We start from the raw sequence: 18761 nt of genomic DNA on the forward strand, positions 1-18761 counted from the left end.
CTTCAGGCGGACTTGCGCTGCGGCTTGGCCGCAGGCTTCTTCGCCGTCGCCTCCTTGGCCGGCTTCTTGCCCTCGATCGCCATCAGCATCTCCTTCTGCCCGCTGGCCGCCTTGCGTGGCTTCTTGGCCGGCTTCTTCGGCGCCTCGGCCTTGGCCGTCGCTCCGCCGACGCTCCGGCGCAGCGCCTCCATCAGATCGACGACGTTGCCGGCGGCCGGCTTCTCCTTCGGCGTGATCGGCTTGCCGGCGCGCTTCTGGTTGATGAGGTCGATCAGCGCAGTTTCGTACTGGTCCTCGAACTTCTCGGGCTCGAACTGCCCGGACTTCTGGTTCACGATGTGCTTCGCCAGGTCGAGCATGTCCTTGGTGATTTTGACGTCCTGGATCTCGTCAAAATATTCCTGCGGATCCCGGACTTCGTACGGGTAGCGCAACAGCGTGCCCATGAGACCCTTGTCGAGCGGCTCGAGCGCGATGATGTGCTCGCGGTTGGTCAGCACCACGCGGCCGATCGCGACCTTGTCCATCTCGCGGATGGTCTCGCGGATCACCGCGAAGGCGTCGTGCCCGACCTTGCCGTCCGGACGCAGGTAGTAGGGTCGGATCAGGTAACGGGGGTCGATCTCGCTGCGGTCGACGAACTCGTCGATCTCGATGGTGCGGGTGGACTCCAGCGCGACGTTCTCGAGTTCTTCCTTGGAGACCTCGATGTAGGTGTCGGTGTCGACCTTGAAGCCCTTGACGATGTCTTCGTTCTCGACCTCCTCGCCGGTGTCTGCGTCAACCTTGGCGTATTTGATCCGGTGGCCGGTCTTCCGATTGAGCTGGTTGAACGAAATCTTCTCGGACTCCGAGGTGGCCGGATAGAGCGCGACCGGACAGGTGACGAGCGACAGCCGAAGGAAGCCTTTCCAATTGGCGCGCGGGGCCATACGCAGAACTCCGTTACGATTTGATTCAAGACGATTGGCCGCCGGCAGTTCCGACATCCCGCCAGCCTTCCTCGCGAATTCATCGTCAACCGGGCGTCGAAGCGGCCGAATCCGCGTTCGGGTGCTTGACTCCACGCGAACAAAAAGGGAACATTGGGTATACCCGCTGCGCCCGAACCTTCCGCGCCCTCCCCGCCGAAGATCTGGAGCTCGCTGCCGACCCGGCCATTGCGGCCTGCGGCGGCGATCCCCGCGAGGCGGACGCTGATAGTGGCCAACGGTTTTCTCGAAGCGCAGGTCGAGGAGCCCCGCGCTTCGGTTTCTGCCGGCTACTCGCGCGGCCGGTTCGACCTCTCGCGCGATCGTAGAGGACGACTGAGATGTCCGAGGTGACCTACTACGTCGCCCTACCCTTCGTGGCCGCCGACGACGGGTCGCGGCCGGCGAAGCAGTGGAGTGCCTGAGCGCCAACACCGCGGTGATGCGAGCCGAGGCGCTCTCGTAAAAGCCCGGCTGCGCCGGCGCGGTCACGTTCAGCCCGCAGCGGAAATCCCGCCACCGGCGAATTCGGCGATGCCAAGGTGATCCGGAAATTCGGCGACGTGCCGGGTGATCTGAGCGCGCTGTGAGCCTCGCGGAAGTGTGAACTGATCGAACTGTTGAAGGATCAGCCGTTCGAACGGAGAGTCGTGCTGCGAGGGTACGAACAGCCGACATTTCAGGAGTGAGAGAGCGGCCGCTCAAGCTGGATGCCAACGGCGAGTGGTGGAACGGACCGCACGAAGCATCCGAAACGGAAGTGGCCATCGAGCCCCTGAGAATTGATCGGGATCCGGATTAGCACCGAATATTCCGGGCCAGCTATTTCGCCGGCGGCTTCAGCGAGCTCTCGATCCACTTCCGGGCGACAGGATCGTGCAGCGGATCGTCCTCGCAATCGGGGCAGACATAGCGCTGCGGGCTCGTTGCCGTTTCGTCGCGGACAAGCTTCATGGGCCGCCCGGAATGAGGGCACGGCTTCCGGACCGCTGCAGCAGCAACATGACTTCCCCGCCGCGGCCTGCGTAGTGCCGTTTGCCGGACGGGCACAAGCGCGTCATGGGAAGTTTTCCGGGTGCTTGACGTCGGACCCGCCAGATACTGAAATCCGGGTTTCGCTGACGTTGCGGGTGGTCGACCCGCCCCCGAGGGTGCGACCAGGAAGCCGTCAAACGTTGAGATAAGTCAAAAGCGAGGGGCGCATCAGGTTTTCACTCGGCTGCGAGGAGCCGAGCGCCTCGAATACCGTCGAAAATGAATTGGACCGCGAGGGTCGCCAGCAGGATGCCGGCGAGCCTCGCCAGCACGTTGGCGCCGGTGGCCCTCAACACCCGGTGCAAGACGTCCGTGAAGATCATACCGAGATAGGTCAGTAGAAGGCACAGCAGCATGGCCACCAGTACGATCATCGAGCCGAGGGGGTCACCGGCGGCCTGCCCCATCAGCAGAACGACCGCCGTGAGGCCGGCCGGTCCCGCGATCACCGGAAATGCCAGGGGGAAAATCGCGATGTCGCCGGGCGCCATCGCCTCACGCCGCTCGAGCGCGGTGAGCGAAGACAGGCCTGAGGGATGGGCGAAGATCATCTGGATGGCCTGCAACAGCAGCAGGATGCCGCCCGCAACTCGAAAGGCATCCAGAGAAACCCGAAGCGCGGCCAGCACCCGATTGCCGAACAGTGCAAACCCGAGCAGGACAATTCCGGCGATCAGGACGGCCTGCCAGGCCAGACGAAACCGCTCGGGCCGGTGAACGCCCGCCGTCAGGCCGCCGAACACGATCGCGGTATCGATGGGTCCGATCGCCACAAACAGGGTTGCAAAGGCGGTGATGGTGAAATCAGTGAGCATGACGGGCTTACCCTGAATCCTCCCCCAAAGCAGCCTGCTTTTGGGAAGCCGGCGAGCGCCATGTTTCCGTGCTCAACGGCGAAGTTCGGATCGCCGATTGGGCCTGCGGCCAGTATGTTTGTTGAGGGGTCCCATGCGCGGTCTTCTCAATCCTTCCGGAAGAGAAAAATCATCCACCCGGCCGTCGTCGCTTGAGGGCCCGGGCGGTGCCTTTCGCGCGAGGATCTGCGGACCTGGTTGCCGCTGCGCACCGTCGTTCACTGTGCTGGGTGCGCGGCATTTCTCGCTCATGCCGGCGAACAGGCTCCTTGCCCAAGATCCCATTCTTGCGAAGGACGCTAATTTCGGCCAACCCTCCATACTCACCACGCGCAATCGATTTCAGGCAGCGGTCTGCTTCCGCGCGGCCTCCATTCTTCGGAATAGCTCCAGCCACCGCTGCTCTTTTGGAGAGAGCGGTAGAACGGAAGGCCTCCAAGCCGGCTTGCCATCGAGCGGAAGCTGAGTATCCAACAGTTCGAATTCGGTCGTCTCCTCGGGAGTAAGGCCCACAAGCACTCGGCGACGCTTCTTATCAAGCGTGTACAAGCACGAAGTCAGCGGCACGGCTTCTCTGCTTGGCGCAAGGGCCGACTGAGAAGCTATTGGCATGTTCCCTTTCACTGCAGCACCCATCATGGTTGATCTCGCGGGCAACAAGCTTGGCCAGCAAATTGGCGCAGTCTCGCAGATAAAATGCGAAGGGAGGCTGGCAGCGACCTCCCTCGCCGAGCATCAGGCCATCACACGCGGATGGCTCTGGTGCAGTTGCCAGATTCGCAGGGCAGCAACAGCCGCCACCAGGATTCCGGCGATGACATGGAGCGGTGTCACCGTTGCCTTGGCCGAGAAGAGCAGCACCCAGGGCGACACGGCGACCCAAGCGCCGGCGGCAAGTGCCATCCACTCCTGCCATTCGGCGAAGAGCGCCAGCGCTGCTACAGCCAGCGCAGCGATCAGGATGCCGCTCAGCCAGGCATTCCAGTTCGTGGGACTTTCAGCGGCGAATCCGATGGCCCATGGCGATACGAACAAGCCCAGGCCGATTGCAAGGTTGACCACATTAGCGATTATGTCCTTTTTCCAGGCGGTGTTCATGGTTGCAACTCCTTACATTGGCTCCTCTCATTCATTCGAGTTCGATTGACTTGTCATTGTTGATTGGCAATGGGCTCGACGCGGGCGAGAGCACAAGACTCCCGCCCGCCCCGCGGTTACTTGCCGTTGATGGCGATCCGTTTCACATTCGGCTGCGCGGTAGGTAGCTTCGGCAGCGTTACGCTGAGAACGCCGTTTTTGAACGACGCTCCGACCTTATCCTGGTCGATATCGTCAACCGGGATCGAACGCTCGAAGCGCCCATAGTAGCGCTCGCTGAAGCGGCGCTCCTTGTCTTCGGTCTCGCTCTTCCTCTCACCGCTGATCGTCAACATGCCGTTCCTCAGTTCGACGTTGACGTCCTTCTCTTCGAGACCGGGAAGTTCAGCGATAACCTTGACTTCCTTTGCGGTCTCCTTGACCTCGAGCTTCGGCCAGCCCATCGCCTGGGAGCTGAACGCAGTGATGTCGAACGAGCGGAACGCGTCGTCGAAAAGCCGGTTCATCTCGCGGTGAAGCGCGAGGAACGGATTGGGCTCGTTGCGCTGCAAGCTCAGATCACGAGAGCCGTCGTTCCACGGAATGAGATCGCGTAGTGCCATAGTTGTCCTCCTCTCTGTTCTTCATGTTCACTGGACAGAGCTCCGCCGCGCGCGGCCAAGCCGCGCACAAGCGGTCCGACAACCTCGAACGGAACTCCGTTAGGCCGTCTGCTTCTGCTCGATTTGCAGGTTGTTGTTGCCGGCGGTTTTGATCGCGATGCGACGCGGTTTCATCGCCTCCGGCAGTTCCCGAACCAGAGTGATCGTCAGCATGCCGTTTTCGAAAGTCGCATCCTTGACCTGGACATAGTCCGCCAGGTTAAAAACGCGCCTGAACGGCCGCAGGGAGACTCCCTGGTACGGTAGTCGCGATTACCCTTGTTGGGCTCGCGGCCCTGGACGATCAGCGTCGATGGCTCGGCGGTGATGGTGATCTCCTCCGGGCTGAAGCCCGCCAGCGTCAGCGTGATCTGGTACTGGTTCTCGCCGGTACGCGCGATATCGTACAACGGATAATTGTCGCTGTCGTTCGTCGCGTTGTTGACGAGGTCGAAGAGGCGATCGAATCCGATGCTCGAACGCCAGAACGGGGACATTTCGTAGGTTCTCATAACCACATCCTCCTTGAGCAACATGGATAGAGGCAACGCCGGGATTTCCGGCGGTCTCGGCCGGACCCTGACGGCATCCGGCGCCACACCTGTGGCACCACAAGAACTAGAAGGGTCTCGGGTGATTTCAAGGGCGGCACCCGCGCACGAATTGCATTTTTCCTCTGCCCTGGCCCGACCTCGAGAGAACCGCGCGCACCGCATCAGCGCCGGCCGCGGGTGGCCACGTTCGGCGCTGCGCAACTAACCCGCGCGATCCGCCATTCCGAGCTCTCACCTCTTGACGCCTCTTGACGCCGCGCGGGGCTTCCCTACGGCGGACAGCTGCACGACTTCGCCAGCACAAGCTTTAACCGTCATGCCGTGACAACTTCGGGCGTCGTGCCGCGATGCCGCTCTGACGCCCGGTCCAATAGCCACCAAGCCGAACATCGCACGATACCGAGCGGCTCCAGTTGCTTCGTCCACGCCCCTATCGGCAGGGCCCGTGCTCCCGGCAATCTGGTTCGTCGACTTTCAAATCTCGAAGGAACAAACCGCCGGCTTCGACATTCTGTGGACGCCGCCGGCATGACGGGCGCCGTTTCCGGGCCCAAGCCATGCTCGGTAGCTCAACCCACTTCGCTCTGAGGAGGAATTGGAAATGAGCACCCTGTCGGTTCTATCCGAATCTGCCCGCGATCCATTCGGACGGCGGGCTTTCCCGTTACCTCGCCACCATTCGCAAATTTCCGCTGCTGAGTGCGGCGGACGAGGCCATGCACGCTCGCCGCTGGCACGAACACGGCGATCGCGATGCGGCGTATCGCCTGGTCACAAGTCACCTCCGGTTGGCCGCCAAGCTGGCGCTGCGGTATCGCGGCTATGGCCTTCCCGTCGCTGACCTGATCTCTGAGGCGAATGTCGGCCTGATGCTGGCGGTGAAGCGCTTCCAGCCCGAGAAAGGCGTTCGGCTCGCGACGTATGCGATGTGGTGGATCAAGACGACGGTCCACGAATACATTCTCAGGTCCTGGTCGCTGGTGAAAATAGGCACCACTGCAGCCCAGAAGAAGCTGTTCTTCAACCTGCGAAAACTCAAAAATCGGATTTCTGCAAGCGAGGAAGTCGACCTATCGCCGCAGCAGGCCGAATATATCGCGGGCGAACTGAAAGTAGCTCCGCGTGAGGTCGTCGAGATGAACGGGCGGATTTGGGTGATACTTCGCTCAACTTGCCCATCACGCGGGAGGATGGGTCCGAGGAAATCCAGGACTGGCTGATTGATCCGGCCCCGGACCCGGAATCCTGCTATCGGAAACGGAGGATCGCAACCGGACATGGAGCGCACTGAACGACGCGCTCGCGCTCCTCGACCCCCGCGAGCGCCATATTGTGGGCGAGCAATTCCTGGCCGAACAGCCGAAGACCCTGGAGGAGCTCGCCGCCACTTTCGGCGTGTCACGCGAGCGCATCCGCCAGATCGAGGTTCGCGCACTACAAAAGATCAGGGACGCGCTCGGGGCTCACTTGGATGGATTGCCTCCTGGCTTTCCCGGCGGATGGAGGCCCCCGTCTGGCGCAGCGGCTTCTGCGGAGAGACAGAAATGAGGATTGCACAGATAGCCCCGCTATTCGAGAAGCGTCCCGCCCCGGCTGTATGGAGGAACGGAGCGGGTCGTTTCCTGGCTGACCGAGGAGTTGGTCCGACAAGGCCACCAAGTGACGCTGTTCGCGAGCGAGGACTCCATCACCTCCGCCGAGCTCGACCCCTGCACGTCTCGCGCGCTGCGCCTCGACCCCGACGTCCGCGACGCTCTTCCCCACCAGATGATCATGCTCGACAAGGTGCGCGAGCGCGCCGACGAGTTCGACATTCTCCACTTCCACACCGAACTCATCTGCATTTTCCGCTGTTCCGATCTGAACGCGGCAGGACGCTGACCACGCTGCACGGCAGGCAGGATCTTCCTGATCATATGCCGTTCTACCGCCGGTTTGCGGACATGCCGCTGGTTTCGATCTCGGACGCGCAACGGTCGCCGCTTCCAGGCGCGAACTTCGTAGCGACGGTCTATCATGGCCTTCCGCTCGATCTGCACATTCCGAGCTACAATCCGAAAGGCGGCTATCTGGCGTTTCTCGGCCGGATCTCACCGGAGAAACGTCCCGACCGTGCCATCGCGATTGCGCGGGCAGCCGGCCTTCCGCTCAAGATAGCAGCGAAGGTCGACAAGGCCGACGACGCCTACTTCCGCGGCGTCATCGCCCCGATGCTGAACGAGCCAGGAATTGAGTTCATCGGCGAGATCAATGAGAAAGCCAAAAGCGAATTTCTCGGCGAAGCGGCCGCGCTGCTCTTCCCAATCGACTGGCCGGAGCCATTCGGCCTGGTCATGATTGAAGCCATGGCCTGCGGCACGCCGGTGCTCGCCTTCCGTTGCGGGTCGGTCCCGGAAATCGTCGAGGACGGACTGACCGGACGCGTCGTGTCCGACGTCAACGAGGCGGTGCGCGCCGTTCCCGGGTTGCTGCAGCTCGACCGCAAGGCCGTCCGCGCCCGGTTCGAGGAACGTTTCTCCTCCGCCCGCATGGCGGCGGAGTACGGCCGAATTTACCAGAGGATGGTTCGCAGGCTTCCGACGCCCAGCTCCGGCTATCGGCACTCGCTGCGTGTTCGGCCGGCTTCCACGGACACGGCCTCGGAATCGCCCACGGCCGCGTAAGCCGAGTAACTTGAAGGGACGGACCTACAGCACTGCGGAAAATCGGCAAGGAGAGCTGCGCCGTCCCGCCTGAGATCACCCAGGCGACGGCTCCGCGTTGTCGCGCCAACGTCATCGCGGAAACTTCTGCCGGCGCTGTCGAGCTGACAGTCATTGAAGGGAAAAGGAGAGAACGTCATGGCTGCCAAGGAGGTAAAATTCTCTGCGGAAGCTCGCGACCGCATGCTGCGCGGCGTCGATACGCTGGCAAACGGCGTCAAGGTGACACTCGGGCCGAAAGGCCGCAACGTCGTGCTGGACAAATCCTTCGGCGCGCCGCGCATCCCCAAGGACGGTGTCACGGTCGCTGAACGGAGTAGCGTTTCCGATCCTTTCCGTGATTTGAGCCCATCAAATGGGCCAGGATTTTGCTCTCCCTCCTGGTGCGCGATGCCAGCGCCGTTCGTATGTATTTTAAGCGGGCGGCGCTGTGCCGTTTGTGGCTTGCTACCAACCGCCTGGCGTGGCGACGGCTCGCGCTGTTGTATCGCCACGCCAGGATACTCAATCACGCGAACCGCGCTACTACCATTTCAAGGGGGAGGCGAGCCCCAAACCATGTGGCACAGGATAGCGCGGAGCTTCGGCTCACAAAATCAGAATGGGAAGATCGTTCAAGTCCAGTACACGGGCGAAGACCGATCAGCTTATTGGAGCGAAACGGTTGAAGAAGCCCTCAAACTCAAGCATGCTTATCCGTTTAGCGCTCGCACCCACTACACCTAGCTGGGGGCTTTGAATGACCTGCATCGTCGGCCTTGTTGACAAAGGCCAAGTCTTCATCGGCGGGGATAGCGCTGGCGTCAGCGCGGAGCGTCTTGCGCTTGTGGTCCGCAATGACCGCAAGGTTTTTCGCAATGGCGATTTCGTGATGGGATTCACGTCGTCGTTCCGCATGGGCCAACTTCTCGCATTCAAATTTCATCCGCCCGCACGGCGCGTCGGTATCGACGTGATGACCTATATGGTCACTGACTTTATCGACGCCGCCCGCGCGCGGATGAAAGAGGGCGGATTTGCGCGCATTAGAGAGGGGGCAGAGAAAGGCGGCAGCTTTCTGGTGGGGTATTCTGGCCGCCTTTTCCATATTTCTGATGACTTTCAAGTCGGGGAGTCGTCACACGGCTTTGACGCCTGCGGCTGCGGCGACCTGATCGCGCTCGGCTCGCTTCGCTCAACTCGCGAATGGACTGACCCGTCCGCGCGCGTGAAAGAGGCGCTCGAATGTGCAGAAGCATTCAGCGCGGGCGTGCGCGCGCCCTTCGTTCTCGAGAATACAGCCGCCAAAGCGGAAGAAAAGAGCGCAGCATGACAAACATAAGAGGTAGTAGGTCATGGGCACCTGTGTGGCAATAAGCATGAACTCAAGGACGCCAAGTCGAAAAAGCCCATTCGGGTTGCCGACGAAGCAATCCGCCTTCGTGCCGAGGCCAAAGGCCTGCCCACAGATACATAAAAGGAAGCGTTGCTGAAACGCGCTCGACAGGTTGAGTCGCTGGATGTCGGCATGAACGGCATGCCGAGGCCGGTGCAGCTTAGCCAATTTTATCAGCAAAAGCAGCAAATTCCGGGCTGACCTCTCGGATACTCTTTTCGTTGCGGCGACTTAGCCATCGTCCGAGTTCTCCGAGTTCGACGGAGCAAAGGTTAAAGCGCACCCGCTCAGCGATGCGACGGATTAAAATCGGTCATGAATTGAATGCGGCGCGGTACTTCCGCGCCAAGCGACAGGTGGTCGATTCTAACGACCACTGGCCATCAAGCGTGCGCGCGACGACGCCAGCAGCGGTTTTATAGGTAGGCCAGCGTCGACAACCAACGCGCCGGCGGGAATTTAGTTCCGAACGCGCCAACCCTAGGGTTTAGGCACCGAAGATTTCGGAATGTGACTCGGATCTAGAACCAAGCTCATTTCTTCGATTTTGGCATCGATCTTTTCGAGGACGGCGGCGGGAACGACATCCCTTTCTGGGAGATGCCACCAATGATCGTTCACTGACGAAACGACTTCCTCGACGGTCGAGATGACAGCGGGTTCGGGTAGCCGTGCGCGGTTGGCGAGCTTTCGCCAGCGATCCGGAGTGAGCGCCTTGAAGGACTTCTCGCCACCCAATGAGAGGGCTAAATCGTCTTTTGGAAAATAAGCGGTGGTCGATAGGACATCGTAAACGGGGGCGATGGCTGGAATACAACCATCGCCTGGGTATATCGTAGACCAATTCTTCAAGTGCATATCGCCGTTGCCGACAAGCGCGGCAAGCGCCAGCCGGCGAATGAATTCGAGTGCGGCGTCGGTCGACACCGCCATGTTCAGCGCGGATGCAATGTCGTGGTACGATGCGTCATCGTATTTTTTGGATGGCTGCCGGCCAAAGATCTGAGCGAAGTCTTCGATATGAATTCGGGCGCCTTGCGGGCCCCGATCGAAGCGCTTCACGAGCAGGACCTTGCCAGTCGAAAGGGTATTAAATTCTTCGGGGATGCCCTCGAAATCAGATTTCTCGACAAGCTCGCGTTCCGGCACGTCCATTCCGAGGATTTCGGACAGTGCCAGAATGGCAAACTCGTTTTCAGACATTCCAACAAGATTGGTTGAAGGGAATTTTGCGATGTACTGACCTTCCTCGTCGCCAATGGGCAAGGTCAATCCACCGCCCTTGCCGGTGTTTTTCACTACGGAGAGCTTCATCTGAACTCCCGCCAAAGAAAAGCGCGCTTTGATCTCACGTGGATTTTCTTGAGCCGCAATCGTGGTGCTGCCGTCGCTCGGTAAGACGCGCACAGCTCCCGGCAGGTCTGCGCCAAGCGCAGCCAAGAGGTCGAAATCGTTTCCTTGCCTCACCGCTCCCGCGTGGTGCTTTTCCATTGCCTCGCGGAGCTTGTCCTCGGGCAACATGTTCGCGAAGAACGCCGGCAGCATGTGCGCTGCCGGCTTCGGGTCCTTGCGAAGGCCACCATCGGCCGAGCGAAACGAAAAACTCAATATTGGGGGTCTCGCCATGGCTCGATAGACCGGGTCGAGACTGAAGGCGTTGAAATCGCCCGGCGTACGCACGACCATTCCGACCTTGAGGTCTTGAAGGAACACATCCAGCGACTGGATGGTATTAGGGACGCGGACCCTAGTGCTCATCATTATCATCCATATCGGTAGTAAACGCCGGCCGGTCTTCGCCTGCGGATGGGCGAAGTAGTGCGTTGACGCCGGGTACCATTGCCTGTGGGATCAACATCAGTTCCATGCCGAGCGCACGCGCGACGTTGATCAGCGTGGTCGCACGTGCAGCGGCGTCGCCTTGCTCTATATCCCGGTAGCGGGGCCGAGAAATGCCCGCGCGTTCGGCCACCTGCTGTTGAGTTAGCCCCGCTTGTTTTCTTGCGTCGCGGAGGAGCCGTCCTAGCTGTTGGGTTGCTTCCGAGTTCCGCTTCATGATCTGTTTTCGTATCTTCCAGCACTTGAAAGATACCTAAAGATATCATTATTCATTCAATATGTCAAAGGGAAAGATCCGTTTACGTATCATTTTGACGCAAAACGATCTCCAAACGTATCTTTTATGTGTGAAACTCGCCTAAGCAGCCAGAAGACGGCATCAGGGAACCCATCCCGAGGTATCTCCAGCTGACACGACTGAGTACGTCGACAGGCCTGTGCGGAACTAGTTGGCCTTTAATAGTCGCCGCCGACGGATGGTGATCTACGTAGCGCGGCAACTCGACCGAGAAGACGCACTCATAGAAAAAGGACCCGGATCCGAACTAGTTAGGCTGAATGAGCCGGATCAAAGCCATATGTCGAGGTGTAGCTGCTCTCAAGGAACTCAACAGACCTTTCCCCTCAAGCATTTTCATTCCATCGACAAATACGGACTCGGAATAAAGGCCGACAGCTTTACTAGCGGTCGCCCGCTCAGCCCCTTCATTTCGACGTGAGAGCTCTGAAAGTTCGCCTATTGGTTCGAACGGGCCAGAAGCGAAATCGCCGGATTGGACAACGCGAACGCAGCATGCTGGCGGTATCGGGAGCTCAATTCGAATTAACCCTTGTTGTCCGCCTGCGCGAGCTCTGACGTGATCCAATCCACGAAGGCGCGAAGGGCCCGACGTTGACGCCCGGCGCGAGGAAAGACGAGATGGTGGCCGACATAGCGGATATCAGTTGAACGACCGACCAGCGGCGCCACCAAGCGACGAGCTTCTATTTCACGTTCGGCCAAACGAGTTGATTCCAAGGTTACGCCGACTCCGCCACATGCCATAGCTATTGCCAGGAAACTACGATCAAAGCGCATCCCGTGAATGGCAGGCGGCTCGAGCCCATTCGCAGTGAACCATTGATGCCACTGCACTTGCTTCACGTCAGAGCGGATGAGCACCTGGCTCAATAGATCCTTTGGCTTGCGGATCTTCTTGGCAACCTCAGGGGCGCAAAGCGGGGTGACAGTCTCTTCGCCGAGCGGGATCACATCGACACCCTCGCTACGAGGCGGTCCGTAGACGATGTCGAGATCGAAGTCGTCGTTGGTGAAACGAGCATATTCGGTATTGGCGGCGAGCCGCACTTCAAGCTGCGGTTCGGCGGCGAGAAACTTCGTCAGGCGTGGGGCTAGCCATTGTGCTGCAAAACTTGGAGCACAATGCACCCTCAAAAGCTGCGGTCCCCGGCCGGCAACCTCTTCGATCCCACGCCGCAGATTGTCAAAAGCCGCTCCCGCATGACGCATCAGGTTCTTGCCTGCGGGCGTTAGCCGAACAGAACGTGCACTTCGCTCGAAGAGCGTAGTGCTCATCGTGCTTTCCAGCTTACGGATCGCATGGCTGACTGCACTCGGTGTCAAATGCAATTCGTCAGCCGCGTTGCTGAAGGAGCCGGTGCGCGCAGCCGCTTCGAAGGCTCGGATAGCCGAGATCGGGATACTCGACAACAGCATGCCCATAAGTGAACCAGATTCACATATCCAAGACAACAGCGCGTTTGTCTCGGAAGCGCCTCCGACCTAGGAATTTGGTCAAGAGGACCGGCTGCCTATCGCGGCGCCTGGAAGAATAGATACAGGGAGGATCGAATGCTGCTTCGCGGCAAAACAGCTATTATTACAGGGGCGGCTTCGCCCCGCGGGATTGGCCTTGCGACCGCCAGACGGTTTGCCGAAGAGGGCGCTCGGGTCGCCATCCTCGATATCGACGGGCCCGCCGCACAAGCCGCCGCGCAAGGCCTTGGCGACGCCCATATTGGAGTGGCTTGCAACGTCGCCGACCAGACCTCTTGCTTGAAGGCAGTCGAAATCGTCGCCGGCGACTTCGGTCAGATCGACATCTTGATCAACAACGCCGGCATTACCCAGCCGGTGAAATTCCTGGACATCAAGCCGGGCGACTGGGACCGAATCCAGGACGTCAACCTCAAGGGCATACTGTTCCTTTCTCAGGCCGTGATTCCGCACATGCAGAAGCGCAAGGCCGGATCGATTGCGTGCATGTCATCAGTATCAGCCCAGCGCGGTGGCGGCATTTTCGGCGGTCCACACTACTCGGCGGCAAAGGCCGGAGTCCTTGGGCTTGCCAAGGCCATGGCGCGGGAATTTGGCGCCGATGGAATTCGCGTCAACTGCGTTACACCGGGGTTGATTGGCACCGACATCACGTCCGGAAAGCTCACAGACGAAATGAAAGCGAAGGTTTTGGAAGGCATTCCGCTCGGAAGGCTGGGGGAAGCGAAGGATGTCGCGGGAATCTACACGTTTCTCGCTTCGGATCTTTCCGCTTACGTCACCGGTGCCGTGATCGATGTCAATGGCGGGATGCTCATTCACTGAGGGCGGCGACGGAGAGAAGGATGACCACGACTACGCTTATTAACGCACCTACCCTTTCGCAGCGCGCGCGTAACATTCGCCGCAATGCCCTGCGCATGGGCGAGGTTCAAGGCCAGGGTTACATCGCGCAGGCGCTCGACATCGCCGACGTGCTGGCGGTCGCATACTTTCACGCGATGCGCTACCGGCCGGAGGAACCCACCTGGGAAGATCGCGATCGCTTTCTTCTTTCCAACGGTCACTACGCCATCGCCCTGTATGCCGCACTGATCGAGGCCGGCATTATCCCCGAAGCCGAACTAGAGACGTATGGCTTCGACGAAAGCCGCCTTCCGATGTCCGGCATGGCCTCCTACACGCCCGGCATGGAAATGTCCGGCGGCTCCCTGGGGCTCGGACTGAGTATTGCGGTCGGCATGGGCCTCGGGTTGAAGCGGAAGGGCTCCAAAAGCCGCGTCTTCACGCTATTCTCGGACGGAGAGCTCGACGAGGGTTCAAAGTGGGAGGCGATGATGTCGGCTGCACACCACAAGCTCGACAATCTGATCGCGATCATCGACGTCAACAACCAGCAGGCCGACGGTCCCTCGAAGCAGATGATGGGATTCGAGCCGTTGGTCGAAAAGCTAGAGGCTTTCGGCTGGTTTGTGCGCCGGGTCGACGGCAATGACCTCGACGCCGTTGTGGCGGCCTTTGACGCGGCGAGTTCGCACACCGAACCGCAACCGCGCGTGATCGTCGCTGACACCCTGATGGGAAAGGGAGTTCCGTTCTTAGAGCAGCGCGAAAAGAACCATTTCATTCGAGTCGAGGCGCACGAATGGAAACTGGCGTTGGCAGAACTTGATGCGAGAGACAGGTCATGAAGTCGACAATCTCAGCCTCGCCCGGGAAACCGCGGCTCACCACCTCTGCGATGATCGCGTCGATCGCGGCCGAGGGCCAAAAGACGAAGCCGGCACCGTTCGGTCATGCACTCGTCGAACTGGCACGAAGCCGCCCCGAGGTCGTGGGACTCACCGCCGACCTCGGCAAGTACACTGATCTGCACATTTTTGCGAAGCAGTTCCCCGATCGGTACTATCAGATGGGTATGGCAGAACAGCTGCTTTACGGTGCAGCTTCGGGAATGGCGGCTGAAGGATTCATGCCCTTTGCCACGACCTATGCGGTGTTCGCTTCGCGTCGCGCGTACGATTTCATCCATCAGACTATCGCGGAAGAAGACCGCAACGTGAAAATCGTATGCGCGTTACCCGGCCTCACTTCAGGTTACGGCCCGAGCCACCAGGCGGCGGAAGATCTCGCCCTGTTTCGCGCCATGCCGAACATGACCGTGATCGATCCCTGCGATGCGCATGAAATCGAACAGATTGTTCCCGCTATCGCGGCGCATCATGGGCCGGTGTACATGCGACTGCTGCGCGGTCAGGTGCCGCTTGTGCTCGACGAGTACAACTATCAATTCAAACTCGGCAAGGCATCCCTCATTCGCGATGGTGGGGAAGTCCTGATCATCTCCTCGGGGATCATGACCATGAGGGCGCTGGAAGCCGCAAAGGAGCTCGCCAGCGACGGCGTGAATGCGGCCGTGCTGCACGTACCGACGATCAAGCCTCTCGATCACGAAGCAATCTTGCGCGAAGCCGGCAAGCCCGGCCGCCTCGTCGTCGTCGCAGAGAACCACACCATCATCGGGGGCCTCGGAGAGGCGGTTGCGGCATTGTTGATGCGTTCCGGCATTCATCCGGCCTTCCGCCAGATCGCGTTGCCCGACGAGTTTCTTGCCGCTGGGGCGCTTCCCACGCTGCATGATCGCTACGGCATTTCCACTGCCGAAGTTGCAAGGCAGATCAAGGGCTGGCTGCGCTAAGCGCGCAGCGCCATTCGTCAAGTTCGCCTGAGGAAACATCGCCTACGCGGCATCGCTGCGGAGAACGATGGCTAATGCCTGACGGCTGGTGCCCGAGAACAGTCCAAAGCTGCAGACAAGTGCCGCCGCCGACGAGCACACCGATTCATATCAACAAGGAGGAAGCAATGACCCAACGCAAACCGATTGCCATAACTCGTCGCAAGCTGCTCCTGGCCGGCGCGGCCGTTCCGTTATGCGCCGTACTCAGCCGCCCTGCTGCGGCGGCGGAGTTTACCTACAAGCTAGCGACCGGACAGGATCCGACGCATCCGGTGAATGTTCGAGCCAAGGAGGCTGCCGATCGCATCAAGGAAGCGACAAGCGGCCGCCTGGAAATCAATCTCTTTCCGGCCAATCAGCTCGGCTCGGATACGGATCTTCTGACACAGGTCCGCAACGGTAGCGTCGAGTTCTTCAACCTGTCTTCCCTAATCCTCGCCACCCTGGTGCCGGCCGCCGGGATCGTGAATCTGGGCTTCCTCTTTCCGAACTACGATGCGGTCTGGAAAGCCATGGATGGTGAGCTCGGTGCTTACATCCGGGCGCAGATCGCCAAGACACCGATCATGACGGTCTCCAAACCTTGGGACAACGGGTTCCGCCACATCACGTCGTCGGGTCGCGAGATCAAGACGCCGGAGGACCTCAAGGGTTTCAAGCTGAGGGTACCCGCCGCACCCAACCTGACCTCGCTGTTCCTTGCGCTCAGGGCAGGACCGGCGCCAATTAACTTCAATGAGGTCTATTCCGCGTTGCAGACCAAGGTCGTCGACGGTCAGGAGAATCCACTTCCCATCATCGCAACAGCGCGGCTGTACGAGGTACAGAAAACCTGCAGTCTGACGGGTCATGTTTGGGACAACTACTGGATCCTCGGCAACAAACGCGCCTTCGAGAAGCTTCCAAAGGACATGCAGGCAATCGTGACGCGCGAGTTCGACCGCTCGGCCGAAGATGAGCGAGCTGACATCGCAAAGCTCAGTGAGTCGCTGCGCACCGATCTGACCGCAAAGGGGATGCAATTCCTAGAAGTCGACCGATCAGTCTTCCGCGAGGCGCTGGCTAAAACGAGCTTCTATGCCGACTGGAAAGCCAAGTTCGGTGAAGAAGCGTGGGCGCAACTCGAGAAAGCCGCTGGCAAGCTTGGGTGAGCGCCATGGAACACGGACACATAGAAGGGGCGACCCTCGCCCTGCCCGAACCGCCCTCCGGATGGCGAAAAGTTGTCGTGAGCGTGAACCGGGCGCTCAAGCCTGTCGTCGCCATCCCTGCCGCACTCCTCGTCGTTGCGGAGGTGATCGTCCTCTTTGTCGGCATCATCTCCCGCTACGTGCTCCACGCGCCGATCGTCTGGTCGGACGAACTTGCCGGCATCCTGTTCCTATGGCTCGCGATGCTGGGATCGGTCGTTGCTTTCCAACGAGCCGAACATATGCGGATGACAGCGATCATCGGCATGATCCGCCCGGAAGCGAGGCTATTCCTGGACGTCTTCGCGACGGCCGCATCGTTGGCATTCCTGCTGCTGGTCGTTCACCCGGCATACGAGTTCGCGGCCGACGAGGTGTATGTGACTACTCCCGCTTTGGGAATCGTCAACACTTGGCGCGCCGCCGCCCTTCCCGTCGGAATTGGGCTAATGCTGATCGTCGCGAGTCTGAGATTGGTGGCCACGGCCAATGTCAAGCATCTCGTGGCGGCCGTCGCCGCCGTCGCGGCGCTGATCGGGATTCTCGCGTTCATGGCGCCGGCTTTTAAGCCGCTCGGCAATCTCAACTTGCTGATCTTCTTCGTGTTCATCGTCGGCGCTATGGTTTTCGCGGCGGTGCCGATCGCCTTCGCGTTCGGCTTGGCGACCATCGGATACATAACACTTACCACGAGCACGCCCGACGTGGTCGTGATCGGTCGCATGGACGAAGGCATGAGCCACCTCATTCTGCTCGCGGTCCCGCTGTTCGTGTTCCTCGGCTTGTTGATCGAAATGACCGGCATGGCCCGCGCCATGGTCGGGTTCCTTGCCAGCCTGCTCGGGCACGTTCGCGGTGGCCTCCAGTATGTGCTGGTCGGTGCGATGTACTTGGTCTCAGGTATCTCGGGATCCAAGGCAGCCGACATGGCGGCAGTAGCGCCCGTGCTTTTCCCGAAATGACCAAGCGCGGCGCAAAGCGTGGCGACCTCGTCGCGCTCCTGGCGGCCACCGGCGCTCAAACCGAGACGATCCCGCCGTCCTTGGTGTTGATCACGATCGGATCGGTGACCGGCGTGTCGATTGCGGCTCTGTTCACCGGCGGGTTACTACCAGCAATCGTGCTCGCAATCGGGCTGTGTGCGGTCGTGTGGTGGCGATACCGTGGGGAGGACTTGTCCCATGTTCAGCGAGCGACGAGCCGAGAAATTGGCCGTGCCTTCCTGATCGCGATTCCCGCTATCGCGCTCCCTTTTTGATCCGCGCCGCGGTTGTCGAAGGGGTCGCGACCGCCACCGAGGTCTCGACGATAGGCATCGTCTATTCCATATTGGCTGGGCTTCTCATTTATCGCCAGTTTGACTGGCGTCGCCTCTATCCGATGTTGGTTGAGACCGCGGCTCTCTCCGGCGCGATCCTCTTCATCATCGGCGCGGCAACAGGAATGGCCTGGGCTTTAACCCAGTCGGGCTTCTCGGCATCGCTTGCGAAGTTCATGACCTCCTTGCCGGGTGGTGTGCCGGTCTTTCTGATCGTCACTATCATTGCGTTCGTTATCCTAGGGAGCGTACTCGAAGGCATTCCTGCCATCGTGCTCTTTGGCCCGCTGCTTTTTCCCATTGCACGTCAAGTCGGCGTGCATGAGGTCCACTACGCGATGGTTGTCGTTCTGGCGATGGGAATTGGGCTTTTCGCGCCGCCATTTGGGGTCGGATACTACGCGGCGTGCGCCATCAGTCGGATTCATCCCGACGAAGGCATTGGCCCGATCGTTGCATACATATTGGCCTTGCTCCTCGGCACGATCGTGGTGGCTGCATTGCCATGGATTTCCATCGGGTTCTTGTAAATCCACGAAAGCATGAGGTGCGGAGGTCGTCCGCACCTCTCTGTGTTCCCCGCAGCTTTAGAAGGATGGAAGGTGAACTTTCGCGAGCTAGACAGCCTGTTAGAGCAGTTCTTTACCCTAGTCGAGGCAACGGTTCG

The 18761-nt window shown here is 60.1% G+C and carries 13 protein-coding genes and 6 pseudogenes; 10 read left to right on the plus strand and 9 right to left on the minus strand.

Features of this window, described 5'->3' with window-relative positions:
• Positions 1–2: 2 nt before the first annotated feature.
• A complete protein-coding gene (locus ACSKB9_RS17250; RefSeq protein ID WP_438074433.1) occupies positions 3–932 on the minus strand; it encodes a Ku protein in 930 nt (309 codons plus the stop codon).
• Positions 933–1312: 380 nt separating this feature from the next.
• Here ACSKB9_RS17250 and ACSKB9_RS17255 point away from each other — a divergent pair.
• Positions 1313–1561 (plus strand): annotated as a pseudogene (locus ACSKB9_RS17255) (hypothetical protein).
• A 232-nt stretch (positions 1562–1793) separates the two neighbouring features.
• Here ACSKB9_RS17255 and ACSKB9_RS17260 read toward each other — a convergent pair.
• From ACSKB9_RS17260 to ACSKB9_RS17280, 5 genes and pseudogenes are all read right to left on the minus strand, one after another.
• Positions 1794–1925, minus strand: a complete 132-nt coding sequence (locus ACSKB9_RS17260) for a hypothetical protein (RefSeq protein WP_411781599.1) — start codon at positions 1923–1925, stop codon at positions 1794–1796.
• Positions 1926–2182: 257 nt separating this feature from the next.
• Positions 2183–2821 (minus strand): MarC family protein, encoded by a 639-nt coding sequence (locus tag ACSKB9_RS17265; protein WP_411781598.1) that lies wholly within the window; start codon positions 2819–2821, stop codon positions 2183–2185.
• A gap of 774 nt (positions 2822–3595) precedes the next feature.
• The gene (locus ACSKB9_RS17270; RefSeq protein ID WP_411781597.1) at positions 3596–3958 is read right to left on the minus strand and encodes an SPW repeat protein; all 363 of its coding nucleotides are present in this window, start codon (positions 3956–3958) and stop codon (positions 3596–3598) included.
• Positions 3959–4074: 116 nt separating this feature from the next.
• Positions 4075–4560 (minus strand): Hsp20/alpha crystallin family protein, encoded by a 486-nt coding sequence (locus tag ACSKB9_RS17275; protein ID WP_317248411.1) that lies wholly within the window; start codon positions 4558–4560, stop codon positions 4075–4077.
• 99 nt (positions 4561–4659) lie between these two features.
• Positions 4660–5111, minus strand: a pseudogene (locus tag ACSKB9_RS17280) (Hsp20 family protein).
• A 671-nt stretch (positions 5112–5782) separates the two neighbouring features.
• Here ACSKB9_RS17280 and rpoH point away from each other — a divergent pair.
• From rpoH to ACSKB9_RS17300, 4 genes and pseudogenes are all read left to right on the plus strand, one after another.
• Positions 5783–6701 (plus strand): annotated as a pseudogene (gene rpoH / locus ACSKB9_RS17285) (RNA polymerase sigma factor RpoH).
• Positions 6698–7816, plus strand: a pseudogene (locus tag ACSKB9_RS17290) (glycosyltransferase family 4 protein). The pseudogenes rpoH and ACSKB9_RS17290 overlap by 4 nt, the downstream one beginning before the upstream one ends.
• Before the next feature lie 177 nt (positions 7817–7993).
• A pseudogene (gene groEL / locus ACSKB9_RS17295) lies at positions 7994–8200 on the plus strand (chaperonin GroEL); the annotation flags it as partial.
• Positions 8201–8594: 394 nt separating this feature from the next.
• Positions 8595–9167, plus strand: coding sequence for a hypothetical protein (locus ACSKB9_RS17300; protein WP_317248413.1), 573 nt, complete (start codon positions 8595–8597; stop codon positions 9165–9167).
• Between the two features lie 543 nt (positions 9168–9710).
• Here the strand turns inward: ACSKB9_RS17300 and ACSKB9_RS17305 are convergent.
• The 3 genes from ACSKB9_RS17305 to ACSKB9_RS17315 form a co-directional block, all read right to left on the minus strand.
• Positions 9711–10988, minus strand: a complete 1278-nt coding sequence (locus tag ACSKB9_RS17305) for a type II toxin-antitoxin system HipA family toxin (protein ID WP_438080275.1) — start codon at positions 10986–10988, stop codon at positions 9711–9713.
• Positions 10978–11286 carry a helix-turn-helix domain-containing protein gene (locus ACSKB9_RS17310; protein ID WP_438074436.1) on the minus strand — a complete coding sequence of 103 codons (309 nt, stop codon included), beginning with the start codon at positions 11284–11286 and terminating at the stop codon, positions 10978–10980. Before ACSKB9_RS17310 ends, ACSKB9_RS17305 begins: the two co-directional genes overlap by 11 nt.
• Before the next feature lie 606 nt (positions 11287–11892).
• Positions 11893–12783: a LysR substrate-binding domain-containing protein gene (locus ACSKB9_RS17315; RefSeq protein ID WP_438080277.1), complete on the minus strand. Its 891-nt coding sequence runs from the start codon at positions 12781–12783 to the stop codon at positions 11893–11895.
• 138 nt (positions 12784–12921) lie between these two features.
• On the opposite strand from ACSKB9_RS17315, the gene ACSKB9_RS17320 reads away from it, so the two are divergent.
• The 5 genes and pseudogenes from ACSKB9_RS17320 to ACSKB9_RS17340 all read left to right on the plus strand — a co-directional run bounded on the left by ACSKB9_RS17320 (position 12922) and on the right by ACSKB9_RS17340 (position 18624).
• Positions 12922–13671 carry an SDR family NAD(P)-dependent oxidoreductase gene (locus ACSKB9_RS17320; protein WP_411781593.1) on the plus strand — a complete coding sequence of 250 codons (750 nt, stop codon included), beginning with the start codon at positions 12922–12924 and terminating at the stop codon, positions 13669–13671.
• Positions 13672–13691: 20 nt separating this feature from the next.
• A complete protein-coding gene (locus ACSKB9_RS17325; RefSeq protein ID WP_411781592.1) occupies positions 13692–14537 on the plus strand; it encodes a transketolase in 846 nt (281 codons plus the stop codon).
• Positions 14534–15544, plus strand: coding sequence for a transketolase family protein (locus ACSKB9_RS17330; protein WP_438074439.1), 1011 nt, complete (start codon positions 14534–14536; stop codon positions 15542–15544). Before ACSKB9_RS17325 ends, ACSKB9_RS17330 begins: the two co-directional genes overlap by 4 nt.
• Before the next feature lie 167 nt (positions 15545–15711).
• Positions 15712–16737 carry a TRAP transporter substrate-binding protein gene (locus ACSKB9_RS17335; RefSeq protein WP_411781590.1) on the plus strand — a complete coding sequence of 342 codons (1026 nt, stop codon included), beginning with the start codon at positions 15712–15714 and terminating at the stop codon, positions 16735–16737.
• Between the two features lie 5 nt (positions 16738–16742).
• A pseudogene (locus ACSKB9_RS17340) lies at positions 16743–18624 on the plus strand (TRAP transporter large permease).
• Positions 18625–18761: the final 137 nt, after the last annotated feature.

The organism is Bradyrhizobium sp. BR 1433 (assembly GCF_051547665.1).
GTDB classification, from domain to species: Bacteria; Pseudomonadota; Alphaproteobacteria; order Rhizobiales; family Xanthobacteraceae; genus Bradyrhizobium; species Bradyrhizobium australafricanum.